Source organism: Streptomyces sp. NPDC085944 (genome assembly GCF_040686295.1).
GTDB lineage: Bacteria > Actinomycetota > Actinomycetes > Streptomycetales > Streptomycetaceae > Streptomyces > Streptomyces salinarius.
Genome location: NZ_JBFBJX010000014.1, coordinates 22530 through 42116, shown reverse-complemented (window position 1 = coordinate 42116; position 19587 = coordinate 22530). Strand labels below are relative to the sequence as shown.

At 72.2% G+C, this 19587-nt stretch carries 17 protein-coding genes; 8 read left to right on the top strand and 9 right to left on the bottom strand.

The genetic code is table 11. The features are described 5' to 3' along the window. Window positions 1–213 precede the first annotated feature (213 nt). Complete coding sequence (locus tag AB0P07_RS25930; RefSeq protein WP_102930426.1) at window positions 214–879, top strand: class F sortase; 666 nt, start codon at window positions 214–216, stop codon at window positions 877–879. A 33-nt stretch (window positions 880–912) separates the two neighbouring features. Here the strand turns inward: AB0P07_RS25930 and AB0P07_RS25925 are convergent, their stop codons facing one another. Next, on the bottom strand, window positions 913–1758 hold the full coding sequence (locus AB0P07_RS25925; RefSeq protein WP_365554687.1) for a polysaccharide deacetylase family protein: 846 nt from the start codon (window positions 1756–1758) through the stop codon (window positions 913–915). 110 nt (window positions 1759–1868) lie between these two features. Here AB0P07_RS25925 and AB0P07_RS25920 point away from each other — a divergent pair, with 110 nt between their 5' ends. Beyond that, entirely contained in the window at window positions 1869–2330 is a 462-nt protein-coding gene (locus tag AB0P07_RS25920; protein ID WP_365554684.1) for a universal stress protein, read from the top strand. A gap of 122 nt (window positions 2331–2452) precedes the next feature. Beyond that, entirely contained in the window at window positions 2453–3859 is a 1407-nt protein-coding gene (locus tag AB0P07_RS25915; RefSeq protein WP_365554681.1) for an amino acid permease, read from the top strand. On the opposite strand, the gene AB0P07_RS25910 is transcribed toward AB0P07_RS25915, so the two are convergent. Continuing rightward, complete coding sequence (locus tag AB0P07_RS25910) at window positions 3856–4671, bottom strand: alpha/beta hydrolase (protein ID WP_365554679.1); 816 nt, start codon at window positions 4669–4671, stop codon at window positions 3856–3858. The genes AB0P07_RS25915 and AB0P07_RS25910 overlap by 4 nt on opposite strands. 58 nt (window positions 4672–4729) lie before the next feature. Here AB0P07_RS25910 and AB0P07_RS25905 point away from each other — a divergent pair, with 58 nt between their 5' ends. After that, entirely contained in the window at window positions 4730–5218 is a 489-nt protein-coding gene (locus AB0P07_RS25905; protein ID WP_365554676.1) for a MarR family transcriptional regulator, read from the top strand. Window positions 5219–5228: 10 nt separating this feature from the next. On the opposite strand, the gene AB0P07_RS25900 is transcribed toward AB0P07_RS25905, so the two are convergent. Beyond that, window positions 5229–6383, bottom strand: coding sequence for a CapA family protein (locus AB0P07_RS25900; RefSeq protein WP_365554673.1), 1155 nt, complete (start codon window positions 6381–6383; stop codon window positions 5229–5231). Window positions 6384–6635: 252 nt separating this feature from the next. Here AB0P07_RS25900 and AB0P07_RS25895 point away from each other — a divergent pair, with 252 nt between their 5' ends. The 3 genes from AB0P07_RS25895 to AB0P07_RS25885 all read left to right on the top strand — a co-directional run bounded on the left by AB0P07_RS25895 (window position 6636) and on the right by AB0P07_RS25885 (window position 8679). Further along, a complete protein-coding gene (locus AB0P07_RS25895) occupies window positions 6636–7190 on the top strand; it encodes a sigma-70 family RNA polymerase sigma factor (protein WP_061446726.1) in 555 nt (184 codons plus the stop codon). A gap of 140 nt (window positions 7191–7330) precedes the next feature. Beyond that, on the top strand, window positions 7331–7846 hold the full coding sequence (locus AB0P07_RS25890; RefSeq protein WP_102930431.1) for a hypothetical protein: 516 nt from the start codon (window positions 7331–7333) through the stop codon (window positions 7844–7846). 182 nt (window positions 7847–8028) lie between these two features. Next, the gene (locus tag AB0P07_RS25885; RefSeq protein WP_365554669.1) at window positions 8029–8679 is read left to right on the top strand and encodes a zf-HC2 domain-containing protein; all 651 of its coding nucleotides are present in this window, start codon (window positions 8029–8031) and stop codon (window positions 8677–8679) included. A 40-nt stretch (window positions 8680–8719) separates the two neighbouring features. Here AB0P07_RS25885 and AB0P07_RS25880 read toward each other — a convergent pair whose 3' ends face one another. Next, window positions 8720–9583, bottom strand: coding sequence for a DNA-formamidopyrimidine glycosylase family protein (locus AB0P07_RS25880; protein WP_365554667.1), 864 nt, complete (start codon window positions 9581–9583; stop codon window positions 8720–8722). A gap of 40 nt (window positions 9584–9623) precedes the next feature. Continuing rightward, entirely contained in the window at window positions 9624–11714 is a 2091-nt protein-coding gene (locus AB0P07_RS25875; RefSeq protein ID WP_365554664.1) for a SpoIIE family protein phosphatase, read from the bottom strand. Window positions 11715–11831: 117 nt separating this feature from the next. Here AB0P07_RS25875 and AB0P07_RS25870 point away from each other — a divergent pair, with 117 nt between their 5' ends. Next, window positions 11832–13253: a lipase maturation factor family protein gene (locus AB0P07_RS25870; protein WP_365554661.1), complete on the top strand. Its 1422-nt coding sequence runs from the start codon at window positions 11832–11834 to the stop codon at window positions 13251–13253. Window positions 13254–13309: 56 nt separating this feature from the next. Here AB0P07_RS25870 and AB0P07_RS25865 read toward each other — a convergent pair whose 3' ends face one another. The 4 genes from AB0P07_RS25865 to AB0P07_RS25850 form a co-directional block, all read right to left on the bottom strand. Then, a complete protein-coding gene (locus tag AB0P07_RS25865; RefSeq protein WP_365554658.1) occupies window positions 13310–16333 on the bottom strand; it encodes a glycoside hydrolase family 38 C-terminal domain-containing protein in 3024 nt (1007 codons plus the stop codon). A gap of 62 nt (window positions 16334–16395) precedes the next feature. Continuing rightward, the gene (locus AB0P07_RS25860) at window positions 16396–17688 is read right to left on the bottom strand and encodes a glycosyl hydrolase (RefSeq protein WP_365554657.1); all 1293 of its coding nucleotides are present in this window, start codon (window positions 17686–17688) and stop codon (window positions 16396–16398) included. Window positions 17689–17737: 49 nt separating this feature from the next. Continuing rightward, window positions 17738–18658 (bottom strand): carbohydrate ABC transporter permease, encoded by a 921-nt coding sequence (locus AB0P07_RS25855; protein ID WP_365554654.1) that lies wholly within the window; start codon window positions 18656–18658, stop codon window positions 17738–17740. Continuing rightward, window positions 18655–19587: a sugar ABC transporter permease gene (locus tag AB0P07_RS25850; protein WP_365554651.1), complete on the bottom strand. Its 933-nt coding sequence runs from the start codon at window positions 19585–19587 to the stop codon at window positions 18655–18657. Before AB0P07_RS25850 ends, AB0P07_RS25855 begins: the two co-directional genes overlap by 4 nt.

Below are 19587 nucleotides of genomic sequence, written 5' to 3'. Positions count from 1 at the left end.
GTGAGAGGGGTACCGGGCCGGAACCGTGCGAGTGGATATCGCCGCAGGTCACGCACCGTCAGAAAATCTCCGTCGGCCTCCTCCCGGATGGCTCACGCAAGGAGGCGCGCACCACCCGTTCGCCGCCGCCCCGTCGCCGGTCCTGCGCACGCCGCTTAGCGTGCTCGTATGCGCGGATGATCCGGCGACGGCCGGATCGAGAGGGGAAGGCGAATGTACGACTCCGAGTTGGCCGAAGAGGAGGAGCGGCGGAGGAAGCGCGCTCCCTGGGGCGTGATAGCGCTTGTTCTGCTGACCGGTCTCGCGCTCATCCGCAACGGCTCGGGGGAGTTCGACGTGGGCCCGCCCCAGCCGGCGTCGGCCGCCGCCCCGGACACCCGCGCGACCCCCGGCGACGCCGCCGCCCCCGGCGTCACGCCGCTGCCGTACTCGGTCCCCGACCAGGTCTCCATCCCCGCCATCCAGGTCGACGCGCCGGTCATGGGGGTCGGTCTGGACCCGGACGGCTGGGTCGACGCGCCGCCGCCCGAGGACCCGAACCTGGCCGGCTGGTTCACCGGCGCGGTCTCTCCGGGGGAGAAGGGCACCGCGGTCGTCGTCGGTCACGTCGACAACCAGCAGGGCCCCGCCGTGTTCTACGGACTCGGCGCCCTGAAGAAGGGCAACAAGGTGGAAGTGCACCGCCAGGACGGCAAGACGGCGGTCTTCGAGATCTACGGCATCGAGGTGTTCGAGACGGACAACTTCCCGGGCGACCGGGTCTACGCCTCGAAGGGCACCCCGGAACTGCGGGTCATCACCTGCGGCGGCGGTTTCACCAAGGAGAACGGCTACGACGGGAACGTCGTCGTGTTCGCCCGCCTGGTCGAGGTCCGCTGAGCGGCCCCGGCCGGGCGGGTGCGCCGTCGGCGATCAGAGCAGGCGCCGCCTGGGGACGGTGAGGTGGTAGCCGGAGTCGAGCAGTTCGGGCAGGTAGCGGCGCAGGGCGCGGACGCTCTGCGAGCGGTTGCCCCCGGCGTCGTGCGAGAGCACCACGACGCCGGGGCCTGCGCCTTCCTCGACCCGGTCGACGATGGTCCCGGTGCCGGGTGTCGTCCAGTCCAGGGTGTCCACGGTCCAGGCGAGCGGTTCCATGCCGAGTTCCGCGCCGAGTTGGAAGGTGTCGCGGTTCCAGGCTCCGTACGGGGCCCGGAACCAGCGGGGCGCCTCGCCGTAGGCCTCCTCGACGACCTCGCTGGTGCGCTCCATCTCGGAGCGGATGCGGCGCCGGCTCAGCTTGGTCAGCAGCGGATGCGACCAGGTGTGGTTCCCGACCACGTGCCCCTCGTCGTACATCCGCGCGAGGAGGTCGCGGTTCCACTCCGCCATCTCCCCGCACACGAAGAACGTCGCGTGCACCTTGTGCTCGGCGAGGGTGTCGAGGATCTCGGGGGTGTATTCGGGGTGCGGGCCGTCGTCGAAGGTGAGCAGCATGGTGCGGCCCCGGCCGGTCATGCGCAGGATCGGCTCGCTGCGCACCGGGGGGTGCCGGGGCGCGGCACGCGGTGCGTCGTACCCGGTCAGGGGCTTCAGGCGGTAGGCGGAGGGCTTGAGCGGGCTGCGCTGCGGGGGCCCGGGCGCGGGTGCGGGCAGGGGGGCGGGCGGCTTCGCCGGGCCGTTCCCCAGGCCCGCGGCGAGTGCGCCGGCGGTGCCGGCCGCGCCCAGGGCCGCGGCGCCGGTGAGCAGGGTGCGGCGGGTGAGCAACTGATCCTTCTCCATGACTCATCAGTCGCCCGGCGACGGTGCGCCGCACCTGAGCAACACCGGTGCGGGAAGGTGAAACCACCCGCCCGGCGCAAGATCACGCGGGTCTCCGATAGCCTCGCCGCGTGACGGAACAGCACCCCCATCAGTTCGAACGCGGCACGGACGGACCGAAGGTCATCGTCGTCGGTGTGGACGGCTCCGACTCCTCGCTGCGGGCCGCGGCCTATGCCGGTGGGCTGGCCCGGCGGCAGGGCGCCCTGCTCGCGGTGGTCTACGTGCAGCCGGTGCTGGCGGGGGGTGCGGCGCTCGGGGCGTCGGTGGCGGAGACGACCGACGAGATCGCCGAGGAGCTGGTGGCCCAGATCCGGGAGGCGACCGAGCGGGTGAAGGGGATATTCGACATTCGCTGGGAGTTCCACACCTTCCGCGGCGATCCGTACAGCGGCCTGGTGCAGACGGCCGACGAGCTGAAGGCGGACGCGGTGGTGGTGGGCGCCTCCGAGCAGGCCGGTCACCGGTTCGTCGGCTCGGTGGCGGTGCGGCTGGTGAAGTCGGGGCGCTGGCCGGTGACAGTGGTGCCGTAGCGGGTACCGGTTTCCCGCGCGCCCGGCCCCGGCCCGTCGTGCGTCGTGCCTTCCGTAGCGGACGGGTGTGAGTCATCATGATCCACCGTCAGCCGTTTGCCGATCACAAAGAGGTGAGGCGCATGGCCGGGTTCCGCATGGGCGAGGGCGTTCTCCGCCGCAAACCCATCGAGCACATCGAGGAGACGGAGAGCAGCGGCGGCCTGGTCCGCTCGCTGGGGCTGTGGCAGCTGACCGCCATCGGCGTCGGCGGCATCATCGGCGCCGGCATCTTCACGCTGGCCGGCACGGTCGCCAACGGCACGGCGGGTCCGGCGGTCCTGATCTCCTTCCTCGTCGCCGGTGTCGCGAGTGCGGCGGCCGCCCTGTCGTACGCCGAGTTCGCCGGACTGATCCCGAAGGCGGGCTCCGCCTACACCTACGGCTACGCGGTCCTGGGCGAGCTGGTGGGCTGGTTCATCGGCTGGGACCTGCTCCTGGAGTACACGGCGATCGTGGCGGTGGTCGCGATCGGCATCTCGGGCTACTTCAGCTTCCTGGTCGGCGAGATGGGCGCCGACCTGCCGAACTGGATGCTGGGCGCGCCGGGCACCGGCGACGGGCACAAGGTCGACCTGTTCGCGGCCGTGCTGTGCCTGCTGATCGCGTATCTGCTGACGCTGGGCATCAGGAACGCGGCCCGCTTCGAGATGATCGTGGTCGTGCTGAAGGTGCTGGTGGTGCTGCTGGTGATCGGAGTGGGCGTCTTCCACATCAACAGCTCGAACTACCACCCGTTCTTCCCCTTCGGGGTCGGCGGGGCGTTCACCGGCGCGGCGACGGTGTTCTTCGCGGTCTTCGGCTACGACGCCATGTCGACGGCGGCCGAGGAGTCGAAGGACGCCCAGCGGCACATGCCGAAGGCGATCATCTACTCGCTGATCATCTCGATGGTGCTGTACGTGGCGGCCTGTCTGGTGCTGACCGGTATGCAGAACTACAAGGAGATCGACCCGGAGAGCGGCTTCTCGACGGCGTTCAAGTCGGTGGGGCTCAGCTCGCTGGCCGACATCATCGCGGTGGGCGCCATCGTCGGCATCCTCACGGTGATGTTCACGTTCATGCTGGGCGTGACCCGGGTGTGGTTCTCCATGTCGCGCGACGGGCTGCTGCCCAAGTGGTTCGCCAAGACGCACCCGACGCGGCACGTGCCGACGCGGGTCACCTGGATCGTCGGGGTCGCGTCGGCCGTGATCGCCGGGTTCCTGCCGATCGGCGAGGCTGCGGAGCTGACCAACATCGGCATCCTGCTGGCGTTCGTGGTGGTGTGCGCGGCGGTGATCGTGCTGCGCTACCGGCAGCCGGACCTGCCGCGCACCTTCCGTACCCCGTGGATGCCGTTCGTACCGGCGCTGGGCATCGTCTTCTCGATCTGGCTGATCACGTTCCTGCAGTGGCAGACCTGGGTGCGGTTCGCCGTGTGGTTCGTGGTCGGTCTGGTGATCTATTTCACGTACTCGTACCGGAAGTCGGAGCTGGCCGGCCGTTAGAGGGCGGCCAGGAAGGCGGCGACCAGCTCGTTGAACGCGTCCGGACGCTCCATGTTCGGGTAGTGCGCCGTGTCCCCGACGGTGACGGAACGGCCGTGGGGGACGGTGCGGGCGAGCCGGTCGGCCATGCGCAGGTGGTCCTCGCTGTCGACGCCGCCCCGCACGGCGAGCACCGGTACCCCGATGCCCGGGAGCCGCTCCCAGGTGTCCCGGACCGGGATCCTGTGGTCGGGCTCGTCGGCGGTGTGCTTGCGGACGGTGCCGAGGGCCATGTCGCGCTGGCGGCGCACGACGGCGGGGTCGACGTCGTCCGCCGTCCGGTGCGGGCCGGGGACGAAGCGCAGGAACGCCTCCACCCAGGCGTCCACGTCGCCGGCGGCCAGGGCCCGGCCCCATTCGGCGAGCACCGAGACGGTCCACGGGTCCTGGAAGTCGGGCTCGCTGGTCCCGGCCCCGGACACGACCAGGGCACGCGCGAGTCCGGGGTGCTCCAGGGCCGTGTCGACGGCGACGCCGCCGCCCATCGAGAGGCCGACCAGCACCGCGGAGTCGATGCCGAGGTGGCGCAGCAGGGCGGCGACGTCGTCGGCCGGCCGGTAGGGGCGGGTCGCGTTGGCGGAGGCGCCGTGACCGCGGGCGTCGGGGACGACGACCCGGTGGGTCGCCGCGAGGGCACTCACCTGGTCGTCCCACATGCGGTGATCGAGGAATCCGCCGTGCAGCAGCACCAGCGCGGGCCCCGAGCCCGTGTCCCGGTAGGCGAGGTCGCCGTCGGCGGAAGCGAAGCGGCGGAGGTCCGCGGCAGCAGTCATGACAACCAGGGTGTCATCGTGCGACGCATCTTGACAACCGGGATGTCATAATCAGCGAGTGACGGACTTGGACCCCACGCTCCCGGACCCCCCGCTCCCGCCCGACGAACTCGCACGCCGCCTCACCCAGGTGTACGACCTGGTCGGCCCGGTCTACCGGCGCGCGCAGCGCCTCGTGGAGCAGGGCCTGGCGCCCGAGGGGCTCTCCGTGGGGGTCCGCGCCGTCCTGGCCCTGCTGCACCGCAACGGCCCGATGACCGTGCCGCAGATGGGCCGGGCCCAGGCGATCAGCCGCCAGTTCGTGCAGCGGATGGTCAACGACGCGGCCGCCCGGGGCCTGGTGGAGAGCGTCCCCAACCCCGCGCACCGGCGGTCGTCGCTGATCCGGCTCACGGACGAGGGCCGCACCGTGGTCACCGCCGTGCTCGACCGGGAGAACGTGCTCCTGGGCCGGGTCGGCGGCGGCCTCACGGACTTTGACCTCACCACCTGCCTGCGCGTGCTCGGGGCCATGCTCAGCGCCCTCGACCACGTGGAGGACGGCTGACCCGCTTGCCCTACTCCCCCATCACCAGCCCGTCCTCGGCGGCGCCCCGGCTGAGCACCACGTCGCGAATGCGGTCGCGCACGCCCCGCAGTTCGGCTCCCTCGTCCAGCGCGCGGTTGAGGTTCACCACCCGGCCGGCGTCGACGTCGAACAGTTGCGGGACGAACTCGGCCCTGGTGACCTTCCAGCGTTCGCCGCTCCGGTCGGGCGGGGCGAAGGTGAAGCGGCCGACGGTCGACTGGTTGCCGCGCGGGTCGCGGACGCCCCGGTCGTTGACCATCTCGCCCGCGATCTGGTCCCCCATGCCGTAGACCACCCAGGTGCCGTTGACCTTCTCGTAGGCCTGCGGGACGTGGGCGTGGGTGCCCAGGATCAGGTCGATGTCGGGGCGGTCGCCGGTGCGGGCGGCGGTCAGGTCACGGGCCAGGGCCAACTGGTCCTGGTCGGGCGCGTCCTGCCACTCGGTGCCCCAGTGCAGCGACACGACGACGACGTCGGCGCCGGCCTTCCGCGCGGCCCGCGCGTCCTCGACGACGCGCGCCTCGTCGATCAGATCGACCGCCCAGGGCTGCCCGTCGGGAAGCGGGTGGCCGTTGGTGTGCAGGGTGTACGCGAGGTGGGCCACCCGGGCCCGGCCCGCGCGCAGGACCGTCACGGTGTCGGCCTCGCCCGCGGTGCGCGCGGTCCCGGCGTGCCGTACGCCGGCGCGGTCGAGCGCGTCCAGGGTGCGGCGGATGCCGGCCGCGCCGTCGTCGACGCTGTGGTTGGAGGCGGTGGAGCAGCCGTCGTAGCCGGTGGCGGCCAGCGCCTTCGCCACCTCGGGCGGGGACTTGAAGAGCGGGTAGCCGCTGTAGTCGCCGTTCGCGCCGTAGATGGTCTCCATGTGGCACAGACCGAGGTCGGCGCGCGAGACGACGGGCCGGGCGCCGGCGAGCATGGGGCGGAAGTCGTAGCCGGTGCCGCCGGCGTCGAAGCGGGCCCGGTCGATGATCGAGTCGTGCGGAAGCACGTCCCCGGAGGCGACCAGGGTGAAGGAGCCTTCGACGGCGGCGGGCGGGGCAGGGGCCGGCGGTTTCGGCGGTTCGTGATCGCGGGCCTGGCAGGCCGCGCCCGCCGTGAGGAGAGCGGTCAGGGCCAGGGCCACCTGCCGACTGCGTGTGATCATGCGTTCACTCCGCTGGGTCGCACACACCGATGAATAGTCACATTTACGTACGAACAGGTAAAGAGTCACGGCTCGTCACAGGCGGCTTCGACACGCCCATTAGCCCGTCCGGCGGGCGCGAACGGGGTGCGCGGCGCCCCGCCGACCGCGCACCGACCGTTCGTCGAACCGTTCGTCGACGCGATCGACCGTCCGCCGCACACCCGTGCGTGCGCCCTGTCCCCGCCCGGCCCCCTGCGATGCCATACGGCCATGACGGCCGGAATCACCCTCACGGACACAGCGAACGGGACGACCGCCGAGCACGAGCTCGCCGCACTGCAGCGCGAGCACGGCCGGCCGCTCTTCGCGCTGCTGCTGCGGCTCAGCGACGGCGACCGGCAACGCGCCGAGGACCTCGTGCAGGAGACCCTGGTCCGCGCCTGGCAGCATCCCGAGGCCCTGCGCGCCGACGACTTCGACTCCGTACGGCCGTGGTTGCTCACCGTGGCCCGGCGGCTCGCGATCGACGCGCGCCGCGCCCGCCAGGCGCGCCCCGCGGAGGTCGGCGACGCCGTACTGGAGAACGCCCGCGTCTGCGCGGACCATGCCGAACGGGCCGCCGCGGCCCTCGACGTGCGCGAGGCTGTGAAGACACTCACTCCGGAGCACCGTGAAGTCCTGGTGCTGGTGTACTTCCAGGGGGCGAGTGTGGCGGAAGCCGCGACAGCCCTCGGCATCCCACCCGGTACCGTGAAGTCCCGCGCGTACTACGCGCTGCGCGCCATGCGCAGGGTGCTACCGGGATACGCCGCCGACCTGCGGTGAAACCGGCCCTTTGGTCAAGCCTCCGTAAAGCGCCTTGCCCAGGCCCCCGGTTGGGCAGTCGGCTGTCCTCATCCGTGTTCCGGACGGGGGTCCACGACCCGGTCGGGCGACGCGCACGCACCGGAGGAAGGCAGGAAGGGATGCTGCACAGAGGCCAAGAGAGCACGGACGGCACCGGTGGGGGCGAACTGAGCGTTCCCATGGCGTGGTTGTACGCCGAGTACATCGCCGACGAGCTGCTGCGGACCGGCGACCTGATGCCGCCGACGTCCTTCGAGTTCCGCGCCGGACGCGACGCGCTGGCACTCACCGTCTTCCTGTCCGACACGGACGGCGAACTGAGCGGCATCCGGGTCGTCACCCACCTGGAGACCTGGCTGTCCCTGACGGCCTACGACCAGCCCTGGCACGAGTGGGTGCACGGACGGCTGGCCGAGGTCACGGCCGACGCGGTCGCCGCCGGACGCCACTCGCCGGACCTGGACCTGGCCCGGGCGGCCTGGCGCTGGCTCCAGGACACCGAGTTGCTGGCCCCGGACCTGAACGCGGTCCCCGGCGGTGCGGCGGTGACCGGCGAGGACGAGGGTCCGAAGGTGTGGACGCCGGCCTGGCAGCTCGGGCTGCCGCTGGGGCACCTCGCCATCCACCTGTTCTAGCCGTCCCGCCCGCGTCCCGGCGGGCCCGTCGACTTTTCCCGGGGACGGACCAATCCGCGGCGCGGACCGCTCCGAACACCTTGGTTGCGATTCGGTCGCGGCTTGAGTGATTCGGCGGTCGGGTGCGTACGGGTGGGAGCAAGGAGTAACCCCACCCGCACCCAACGGTACGAGGATTCGGCATGAGGTCCCTGGAAAGCCATGGTGACGTCGGCGCCTACGCGCTCGGCGTGCTGGACGAGGCGGAAGCGTTCCGCTTCGAGGACCACCTCATGGAATGCCCCCGGTGCGCGGCCCAGGTGACCGAATTCGGCCCCGCCACCCGCCAGTTGATGCTGTACCGGCAGGCGACGCCCCGACTCGTGCACCCGTTGACCAGGCCCGGACCACGGCTGCTCGACCGGCTGCTGTCCGAGATGGCCGGCCGTCGCCGGGCCGGGCGCCGACGGGTGCTGTACGCCGTGGCCGCCGCCGTCGTGTGCGCCGTGGCCGGGCCCGGTGCCGTGCTGTACGCCCAGCAGGACGAGTCGGTGGCGCCGCTCACCGCGACCGACGCGCGGACCGGGGTGTGGGCGCGGATCACGGCCGAGGACGAGGCCTGGGGCACGGGCGTACGGCTCGAGGTCAAGGACGGGGCGGGACCGCGCTCGTGCCGGCTCGTGGCCGTCGGCAGCGACGGGTCCGAGCAGACGGTCACCAGCTGGATGGTCCCCGGGGACGAGGACCGGCCGCACACCGTGCGCGGCGGAGCCGCCCTGCATCCGGACCAGATCGACCGCTACGAGGTACGGACGGCGGACGGGGAACACCTGGTGACCCTGCCCGCCGGATGACCGCCGCCCTGGCCGGCTCCCCCGGGTCCGCTCAGGTCGGTCACTTCAGCAGCCGGGACATCCTGCGGTCCGCCAGCGGTTTGCCGCCGGTCTGGCAGGTCGGGCAGTACTGGAGCGAGGAGTCGCTGAAGGAGACCTCGCGGACGGTGTCGCCGCACACCGGGCAGGGTTCACCCGTACGCCCGTGGACCCGCAGCCCGCTCTTCTTCTCGGCCTTCAGGCGTCCGGCGGCGACGCCCCGGGAGCGTTCCACCGCCTGGGTGAGCGTGTCGCGCAGGGCCGCGTACAGCCGCGCGGTCTCCTCGTCGGTGAGGGAGGCGGCCAGTTTGAACGGGGACATCTTCGCGGCGTGCAGGATCTCGTCGCTGTACGCGTTGCCCACGCCCGCGATCAGGCTCTGGTCGCGCAGGGCGCCCTTGAGCTGCCGCCGCTCACCGTCGAGGAGGGCGGCGAAGCGTGCCTCGTCGAAGCCGTCGGCGAGCGGGTCGGGACCGAGCCGGGCCACGCCGGGCACCTCCTGCGGGTCGGCCACGACGTACACCGCGAGCCGCTTCTGCGTGCCCGCCTCCGTGAGGTCGAAGCCGGCGCCGGTCTCCAGGGCGACCCGCAGCGCGAGCGGGCCCTTGCCGGGCCTCGGCATGCCACTGGGGAGGCTGTCCTTCCAGTGCAGCCAGCCGGCCCGGGCCAGATGGGTCACCAGACGCGGGCCGCCCTCGGTCTCGACGTCGAGGAACTTGCCGTACCGGTGCACGCCCGCCACCCGGTGGCCCTCCAGCGCCGTGGGCGGGGGGTCGTACGTCTTGAGGACGCTGATCGCCACGGGCAGGACCCGGACGATCTCGCGGCCGGTGAGGTGCTCGGTCAGGAAGCCGCGGAGCGCCTCGACCTCGGGCAGTTCTGGCATACGTCAAGAGTGCCACCGGACGCCGGTGGTGCCAGCGGGGTCAGCCCGCGGCGTGCGCCACCACGAACTCCGCCCACACGACCTTGCCGCCGCCGCGCGCTTCCACGCCCCATCCGTCGGCGAGCGTGTCGACCAGGAGCAGTCCCCGCCCGGAGACCCCGTCGTCCCCGGCCTCGCGGCGGCGCGGCAGGGCGCTGGAGGAGTCCTCGACCTCGACCCGCAGTCGCCGGTCGGTCCCGGTCAGCAGCCGCAGGGTGACGATCGCGGACCCCTCGGTGTGCATGAGGGCGTTGGTCATCAGCTCGTCGGCGACCAGTTCGATCTCGTCGCTGTGGCCCTTGGCGCCCCAGGAGCGGACTGCGGCGCGGATCATGTGCCGGGCCTGGGTGAGGCCCTCCGGGTCGCCCGGCGAGACGTGCTGCTGGACCCGGCCGAAGGTCTTGGGGGCGCCCGCGCCGTGGCGGCGCAGCAGGAGCAGCGCGACGTCGTCGTCGCCGCGGCGCTCGTCGGCCACGTCGATGAGCCGGTCGGCCAGGTCCCGCACGTCCTGGGGTCCGGATCCGATCAGCGCCGTGAGGACCTCCATCCCCTCGTCGAGGTCGGCGCCCGGCTGCTCGACCAGGCCGTCGGTGCACAGCAGCAGGGTGTTGCCCGGGTCCAGCTCCAGGGTGGCGACCGGGTAGGCGAGGCGCCCGAACTCGGCGGACAGGCCGAGCGGCAGCCCGCCCTCGACGCGGACGAGGCGGCAGGTGCCGTCGCCGAAGCGCAGCAGGGGGTCGATGTGTCCGGCGCGGACCACTTGGACCACGCCGGTGCCCAGGTCGGCCTCGGCGTACAGGCAGGTCGCGAAGCGGTCGGTGTCCAGTTCGTGCAGGAAGACCGAGGCCCGCGCCATGACGGTGGCCGGCGGATGGCCCTCGGCGGCGTAGGCGCGCAGCACGATGCGCAGCTGGCCCATGACGGCGGCGGCGTGCGTGTCGTGGCCCTGGACGTCGCCGATGACGGCGCCGACGCGGCCGCCGGGCAGCGGGATCACGTCGTACCAGTCGCCGCCGATGTCCCGGCCGAGGGTGCCGCCGATGGAGGCGGCGCGGTAGCGGACGGCGACGTCGCAGCCGGGCACGCTGGGGATGGTGCGCGGCAGCATGGCCTGCTGGAGGCCTTCGGCGAGGTCCATCTCCTGCTCGTAGAGCATGGCCCGCTGCAGGCTCTGCGCGATGCCGCTGCCGAGCGCGACGAGGACGTTGCGGTCCTCCGCAGAGAAGCCCTGCCGGTCGCTGTAGAGCAGCCCGATGGCGCCGATCGGCTGGGCCTGGGCGATCAGCGGGAGGTAGGCGGCCGCGGTGATGTGCAGGTGGGTGATGTCCTTCCACAGCCCCGGGTAGCGCTCGGCGAACTCCTCCGGCGACTCGATGAAGCGGGGGCTGAGCGTTCGTACGGCCTCGCTCATCGGATACGGCTCGTCGATCCGGGTGACCCGGGTGCCGGGAACGAAGCTGTTGTCGGGGCCGTCCGCGACCAGCCGGATGCGGCCGGCCTCGACCAGGCCCATCACCAGGCTGGTGGCGCCCAGCCGGGTGAGGCCGTGGGTGTCGCGCAGCACCTCGATGACGTCGTCGACGGTGCGGGCGTGCGCGAGCGCGGCCGTGGCGAGCTGCACGACGTTGGTGAGCCGCCGGCGGGCCTCGTCCAGCGCGGCCTGCTCCCGGTTGGCCGCGATGTCGGCCATCTCCTGGGTGGCGTCGCGCACGATGCCGATGATCCGGCGGGGACGGCCGGTCTCGTCCCGTCGGATGTAGCCCTGGGTGTGGGTCCAGCGCAGCGTGCCGTCGCGGCGGCGCAGCCGGAAGTAGGTGCCGTAGTTCTCGCTGCCGTCCTTCATGGCCCGGGCGACGATGGTGTCTATCCGGCGGCTCTCCGCCGTGGGCACGCGCAGCGCCAGCGACTCGGGGCGCCCGTCGTACTCCTCCGGGCGCAGGTCGAACACCTCGTGGGCCTGGGCGTCCATGTGGAACAGTCCGGCGTCCAGGTCCCAGTCGAAGCTGCCCATGCGGTTGAGCGCCAGGATCGGGTCCGGGTGGGCGGGCCAGTCGTCCGGGAGTGACGGGGCGCTCGCTCCCCGATCAGACATGGACCCCACCATGCCAGCATTTGTCGGATTCTTCGAGTCCTGGTCCGCCGGACAGAGCAGGGGGAGGAACGGGTCGTCGGGACGGGTACACGGAGCGGGTACGAGAGGAGCCCGGCCGTGGAGTGGTTCACCGCACCCGATTACTGGCTCGCCCGGCTGGCCTTCCAGCGGGCCCTGGCCGTCGTGTACCTGGTCGCGTTCCTGACGGCCGCCCTGCAGTTCCGGGCGCTGCTCGGCGAGCGCGGTCTGACACCCGTCCCCCGCTTCGTCGAGCGGGTGCCCTTCGGGCGGGCGCCGAGTCTGTTCCAGTGGCGCTACTCGGACCGGTTCTTCGCGGGCTGTGCCTGGGCGGGCTGTGCGGTGTCGGCGGCGCTGGTGGCGGGTCTCGACTCGCTGTTGCCCCTGTGGGGCGCGATGGTGCTGTGGCTGGTGCCGTGGGCGCTGTACCTCTCGATCGTGAACGTCGGACAGACCTGGTACTCGTTCGGCTGGGAGTCGCTGCTGCTGGAGACCGGCTTCGTCGCCGTGTTCCTGGGCAACGAGGAGGTGGCCCCACCGGTCGTGGTGCTGTTCCTGCTGCGCTGGCTGCTGTTCCGGGTGGAGTTCGGGGCGGGGCTGATCAAGATGCGCGGCGACGAGTGCTGGCGGAAACTGACCTGCCTGGACCATCACCACGAGACGCAGCCGATGCCGGGCCCGCTGAGCTGGTTCTTCCACCACCTCCCCGGGCCGCTGCACCGCGTCGAGGTCGCCGCGAACCACGTCACCCAGCTGGTGGTGCCCTTCCTGCTGTTCGCCCCGCACCCCGTGTCGACGGCCGCCGCGGCGCTGCTGGTCGCGACCCAGCTGTGGCTGGTGCTCTCGGGCAACTTCTCCTGGCTCAACTGGATCACGATCGTGCTGGCCCTGTCGGTGGTGCGCTTCCCGGCCGATCCGCCGGCCACGGCCGCCGCGCCGCTCTGGTACGAGGTGGTGGTCCTGGCGGTGGCGGCGCTGCTGGTGTTCCTGAGCCACCGGCCGGTGCGCAACATGATCTCCCGCCGTCAGGTGATGAACCGCTCCTTCGACTCACTCCACCTGGTCAACACCTACGGCGCCTTCGGCTCCGTCAGCCGGGTCCGCTACGAGGTGGTGATCGAGGGCACCGCCGACGAGGTGGCCAGGAAGGACGGGGACTGGCGGGAGTACGGGTTCAAGGGCAAACCCGGTGATCCGCGCCGCTGGCCGCGCCAGTTCGCTCCGTACCATCTGCGCCTGGACTGGCTGATGTGGTTCGCGGCACTGTCGCCCTCCTACGCCGGATCGTGGTTCGGCACCCTTGTGGAGCGGCTGCTGGAGAACGACCGGGCGACGCTGAGGCTGCTGCGCAGTTCCCCCTTCCCGCCCGACGCGCCGCCGCGCTTCGTGCGCGCGCGGCTGTTCCGGTACCGGTACACGACCTGGCGGGAGCTGCGGGAGACGGGCGCGTGCTGGGAGCGGACGTATGTGCGGGAGTACCTGCCGCCGACCCGGCTGACCGGAGTGCCGGACCGGCCCTGACCGTGCGGGCCCGGCCCACCGCTTCCGGGTGGGCCGGGCCCGCACGGGCGACGGCGCTACGCGCGCTTCAGCCGCAGGGTCATCAGCTGGAACGGACGCAGCCGTACGGCGATCCGGCCGCCGTCGAGGCGGGGGGCCTCCGCGTCCGCCAGCGGGCGCTCCAGCAGGTCGGTCACCTGCACGTCGGTGGCCCCGAAGCCGGTGGTGAGCGTGGCGCGGGTCCGGCCGCCGTGGGCCTCGTGGAAGCGGACCACGACGTCGCCGCTGCCGTCGTCGGCGAGCTTGACGGCGGTGACGACGACCGCGTCCCGGTCGACCGTGACCAGTGGCGCGACCTCCCCGGCGCCGCCCGTGAGGTGCCGCTCGGGCACGTTGATCCGCCAGCCCTCGCGGACCGCGTCGCCGATGCCCGCGCCGGGCACCAGCGCGTGCCGGAACCGGTGCACGCCCTGGTCGGTCTCCGGGTCGGGGAAGCGGGGGGCACGCAGGAGGGAGACCCGCACGGTGGTGGTCGTACCGGCGTCGCCGTCGGTGCGGACGGTGCGGGTGACGTCGTGGCCGTACGTCGAGTCGTTGACGACGGCGACGCCCCAGCCGGGCTCCTCCAGGTGCACGAACCGGTGGTTGCAGGCCTCGAACTTGGCCGCCTCCCAGCTGGTGTTGGTGTGGGTGGGCCGGTGGAAGTGCCCGAACTGGGTCTCCGACGCGTACCGTTCGGCGTGCACGTCGAGCGGGAAGGCGAGCTTGAGGAACTTCTCCGTCTCGTGCCAGTCGACCTCGGTGTCCACCTCAAGAAGCCGCTCCCCCGGTGCCAGCGTCAGCACCTGGGTGACGCGGGAGGAGCCGAAGGAGCGGACGATCCGCACCGAGGCGCCGTCGTCGCCGGGGGCGACCTCGTCGGCGTCGGTGAGGTCGGTGACCGTGTGGCGGTAGAACTCGTCCACGTCCCAGGCGTCCCACATGTTCGGGAAGTCGGGGTGGAGCTGGAGCAGGTTGCCCGCGCCGCCGGGCGCGATGGTCTCGCGGTCGGCGGTGATGTCGTAGGCGGAAACGATCAGTCCTCGCCCGTCGATCTCGACGCGCAGCAGGCCGTTGTCCAGGACGTGGCCGCCGCCGGGGCGGGATGCGAGGTCGGTGTGTCCCTCGGCCGCGGGGGACGCGGCGGCGCCCGCCGGGACCCCGGCCCGTGCGTGCGGGGCGGAGTTGAAGACCAGCGGGGTGTCGCCCTGGCCGGCCAGGGCGCGCTGGGCGGCGTCGATGATCGCGTCCAGCTCGGCGGCGACGCGGTCGTAGGTGGCGCGGGCCTCGCGGTGCACCCAGGCGATGGAGGAGCCGGGCAGGATGTCGTGGAACTGGTGCAGCAGGACCGTCTTCCAGATGCGGTCCAGGTCGTCGTACGGGTAGGGGAACCCGGCGCGCACGGCGGCCGTGGCCGCCCACAGTTCGGCCTCGCGCAGCAGGTGCTCGCTGCGGCGGTTGCCCTGTTTGGTCCTGGCCTGGCTGGTGAGGGTGGCGCGGTGCAGTTCGAGGTACAGCTCGCCCACCCAGACCGGCGGCTCGGGGTTCTCGGCCTCGGCCTTCTCGAAGAAGGCGTGCGGGGTCTCCCACTCGACCGTCGCCGAGCCTTCGAGGTTGCGCAGCCGAGCCGCCTTGGCGACCATCTCCCGGGTGGTGCCGCCGCCTCCGTCGCCCCAGCCGGTGGGGGCCAGCGAGTGGCGCGCGACGCCCTTGTCCTTGAAGTTCTTCGCCGCGTGGGCGATCTCGCTGCCCTTCATCGAGCAGTTGTAGGTGTCGACGGGCGGGAAGTGGGTGAAGATCCGGGTCCCGTCGATGCCCTCCCAGCGGAAGGTGTGGTGCGGGAACTTGTTCGTCTGGGACCAGGAGATCTTCTGGGTCAGGAGGTACTTGGCGCCGGCCGCCTTGATGATCTGCGGGAGTCCGGCGGCGAAACCGAAGGTGTCCGGCAGCCATGCCTCGTCGTTCTCGACGCCGAACTCGTCGAGGAAGAACCGTTTGCCGTGCACGAACTGGCGGGCCATCGCCTCGGAGCCGGGCATGTTGGTGTCCGACTCCACCCACATGCCGCCGGCCGGCACGAACCGCCCGTCCGCGACGGCCTTCTTGACCCGCGCCCACACCTCGGGCCGGTGGTCGCGCACCCACGCCCACTGCTGGGCCTGGGACATCGCGAAGACGAAGTCCGGCTCGTCCTCCAGGAGGGCGGTCATGTTGGAGGTGGTGCGGGCCACCTTGCGCACGGTCTCGCGCAGCGGCCACAGCCACGCCGAGTCGATGTGCGCGTGGCCGACGGCGCTGATGCGGTGCGCGGAGGGCACGGCGGGTGCGGACAGCACCTCGGTGAGGCGGGAACGGGCCTCCTCGGCCGTGCCGCCCACGTCCTGGAGGTCGACGGCGTCCAGGGCCCGGTCGACGGCGCGCAGGATCTCCCAGCGGCGCGGCGACTCCACGGGCAGCTCGGCCATCAGCTCGCCGAGCACCTCCAGGTCGAGGACCAGGTTCCACACCGTCTCGTCGAGGACGGCGAGGTCCATCCGGGCGAGGGTGTACTGCGGTTCGCTGCCGGCGGTGTCCTTGTCGCCGAGCCGCGTGGGCACGAAGGGGTGGTAGTCGAGGATGACGGGGTTGGAGGCCGCCTCGACGTGCAGGCGGACCTCCTCGCCGCCCTCGACGGGGGCGCCGATCCGCACCCACTGGTTGCGCGGGTTGAGGCCCTTCACCGGGGTGCCGTCGGGGCGGTAGACCAGTCCCTCGCACTGGAAGCCGGGCATGTTCTCGTCGAAGCCGAGGTCGAGGACGGCCTCGACGGTCTTCCCGGCCCACTGCGTCGGCACGGTGCCGGTGACGCGGAACCAGCTGGTGCCCCAGGGCGCGCCCCAGCGGGCGCCGACCTCGATCGGCTCGGGTTCGGCCGCGAGTCCCTCCTCCACGGGCACGGGTTCGCCGGGCGCGTTCCAGACCGCCACGTCCAGCGGCACGGACTGGGGGTAGAGGGCGGGGCGGATGCGCTCGTCGAGGACGCGCTTGAGGCGGGCTTCGACCAGGTTGCGGTCGTCATGCATGAGGGTGCTCCGGGGTCGGGGGCGGGTGGTTGCCGGGGTGGGTCACGACGACGGGGGCGACGTCAGGTACAGCTCCCCCGCCGGGCGCGGTCCGAATCGTCCGGGGCGGGGGCGGCGAGTACGTCGCCGGGAGTGACGACCTCGGTGATGCCGCGCGCGGCGAGGTGTCCGGTGTCGGCGGTGTGCGTGTCGAGGACGGTGGTGGGGCGGGCGCCGTCGGCGACCAGCCGGAAGAAGGCGTCGAAGACGGCGCCGCCGGGGGCGCAGGCCGAGCGGGCGGCGGGGTCGGCCGGGACGGCGAGGGCCGTGGTGCGCGGGGCGGGCGCCGGACGGGCTCCGTCCCGGGCCGCGCGCGCCGCGCTCGCCAGGACGCGTGCCGTGTCCTTGGGGCGGCGGTCGTTGGTGAGGAGGCCCAGGCCGTACTCCAGCTCGGGGAAGTCGGCCAGTTCCCGGGACACGTCGTGGGAGCACCACCAGGTGACGCCCCACAGTCCGGGGCAGTCGAGGGCGTTCTCGACGGTCGCCTCGGTGAAGGCGGCGGCGTACTCGGCGGGGACGAGGGGCGCGGGGGCGCCGACCTCCTGGAGCCAGACGGGGCGGTGCGGGTCGTCGGCCCAGGCCTTGCACAGCTCGATCAGGTACGCCGCGTGGTGCTCGCTGGGCACGGAGGTGCGGCCGTGGCGCTGAGCGGTGCCGTTGAAGACCCAGGAGTGCACGGCCGTGACGGCGCCCCGCCGGGCGGCCTGGGCCGGGGTGAAGGGCTGGTCGTCCTGGTACCAGGTGGCGTCGTACTCGGCGTGCAGGTGCATCCGGCCCGGGGCGCCCTCCTCGCAGGCGGCCAGCATCCGCTCCAGCCAGGCGTCGATCTGGTCGCCGGTGGCGCGGTCCGGGTCGGGGTGGGGCCCGGCGGAGAACTGGTTGACCTCGTTGCCGAGGGTCATGCCGAGGAAGTTGGACCGGCCGGCCAGGGCGGCGGCGAGGGTGCGCAGGTAGGTGGCCTGGCCGTCGATGACGTCGGGGTCGGTGAAGAGGTTGCGGCGGTGCCAGGTGCGGGTCCAGGCCGGCACGAAGTCGAAGCTGCTCAGGTGGCCCTGGAGGCCGTCCACGTTGACGTCGAGGCCGCGTTCGCCGGCCGCGTCGACCAGGGCGACGAGGTGCTCGACCGCGCGTTCGCGGATCAGTGAGCGGTTGGGCTGGAAGTAGGGCCAGAGCGGGAAGACGCGCACGTGGTCGACGTCCAGTGCGGCGATGGAGTCCAGGTCGGCGCGGACGGAGTCGAGGTCGAAGTCGAGCCAGTGGTGGAACCATCCCTCGCTCGGGGTGTAGTTGACGCCGAAGCGCACGGCAGAAGGCATGCGGTGTCCTTGGTACGGGGTAGTACGGGCCCTGGGCGGCGGACGACGGTCAGCCCTTGACGGCTCCCTCGCCCACGCCGCGGAAGAAGTACCGCTGGAGGCAGGCGAAGAGGACGATGAGCGGCGCCACGGCGATGATCGTGCCCGCGGCGACGAGGCGTTCGTCGTTGGCGAAGGTGCCGTGCAGGTAGTTGAGGCCGATGGTCAGCGTGAACCTGGAGGGATCGCTCAGCACGATCAGGGGCCACAGGAAGTCGTCCCAGGCGCCCATGAAGGCGAAGATCGCGACGACGGCGAGGGTGCCCCTCACCGCGGGCAGCGCGATCCGGTGGAACCGCTGCCAGACGTTGGCGCCGTCGACGAAGGCGGCCTCCTCGATCTCGTAGGGGAGGTTGAGGAAGGCGTTGCGCATGAGGAGCACGTTGAGGGCGCTCACGCAGCCGGGCAGCAGGACGCCGACGAGGGTGTTGTTGAGGCCCAGCTCCCGCATGGTGGTGAACTGGGCGATGATGATGCCCTCCACGGGCACGAGCATGGCCAGGATGAACACCAGGGTGGCGACGCGCCGGCCGCGGTAGCGCAGCCGGGCCAGGGCGTAGCCGGCGAGGGCGGCGCCGACGCAGTTGGTGACGACGTTGGCGGCGGCGACCTTCAGCGAGTTCAGGGCGTAGTCCCACACCGGGATGGTGTCGGCGACCCGCTCGTAGTTGTGCAGGGTGGGGTCGCCGGGCAGGAACTTCGGCGGAGCGCTGAAGATGTCCTCGGTGGGGCCCTTGAGCGAGGTCGACAGCTGCCACAGGAACGGGCCGATGGTCAGGGCCAGGACGCCGAGCAGCAGCAGGTAGCGCAGGACCAGTTCCCACCCGCGGATGCGGCGGCCGTGCTCGTCGGTGATCCGGGGCTGGCGTTCGCGCACCCGGGCGCTCTTCCTCGGCTTCTCGGCGGGCCGGGTCCGCTCGGCGAGACTCACGACTCCTCCTTCCGGTCGGCCCGCAGGACGAGCAGCATCAGGACGACGGTGACGGCGAAGACGACGACGGAGATCGCGGAGGCGTAGCCGACCCGGCCGGTCAGACCCGTGCCGGTGCGCTGGACCAGCATCACGAGGGTGGTGTCCTCGCCGGCCGGGCCGCCGTTGGGGCCCGCCATCAGGTAGACCTCGGAGAACACCTTGAAGGCGGCGACCGAGGAGAGGGCGGCGACCAGCACCATCGTGGAGCGGACGGCGGGCACCGTGACGGTGAAAAAGCGGCGGACCGCGCCCGCGCCGTCCACGGCGGCCGCCTCGTGCAGCTCGCGCGGCACGTTGGCCAGCGCCGCCAGGTAGATGATCATGTAGTAGCCGAGGCCCTTCCAGACCGTGACGCCCATCGCGCTGAGCAGGATCAGCCACTGGTCGCTGAGGAAGCCGACCGGACTCGCGCCGAGCGTCTCCAGCAGGGAGTTGACCAGGCCCCGCTCGTCCAGGAGCCAGACCCAGATCAGCCCGACGACGACGATCGAGGCGACCACCGGGGTGTAGAAGGCCGAGCGGAAGAAGGTGATGCCGGGGATGTTCTTCTGCACCAGCAGGGCGAGCAGCAGCGGCAGCAGGACGAGCGCGGGGACGACCCCGAGGACGTACAGGGAGCTGTTGCGCAGGCCGATCCAGAACATGTCGTCGTGGAGCAGCTCGCGGAAGTTGGCGAGGCCCACGAACTCACCGGGGACCAGCGTGCGGCGGTCGGTGAGGGAGTTGACCAGCGTGGAGACGAACGGGTACAGGATGAACGCGCCGGTGATCAGCAGACCGGGCGCGGCGAAGAGCCAGGGGCTGGCGGGCAGTTGCCGCCGCACGCGTCGGGCGCCGCCGCTCTTGCGGGCGCCCGGGGCGCCGGTGGTGAGGGTGGGACTCGCCAT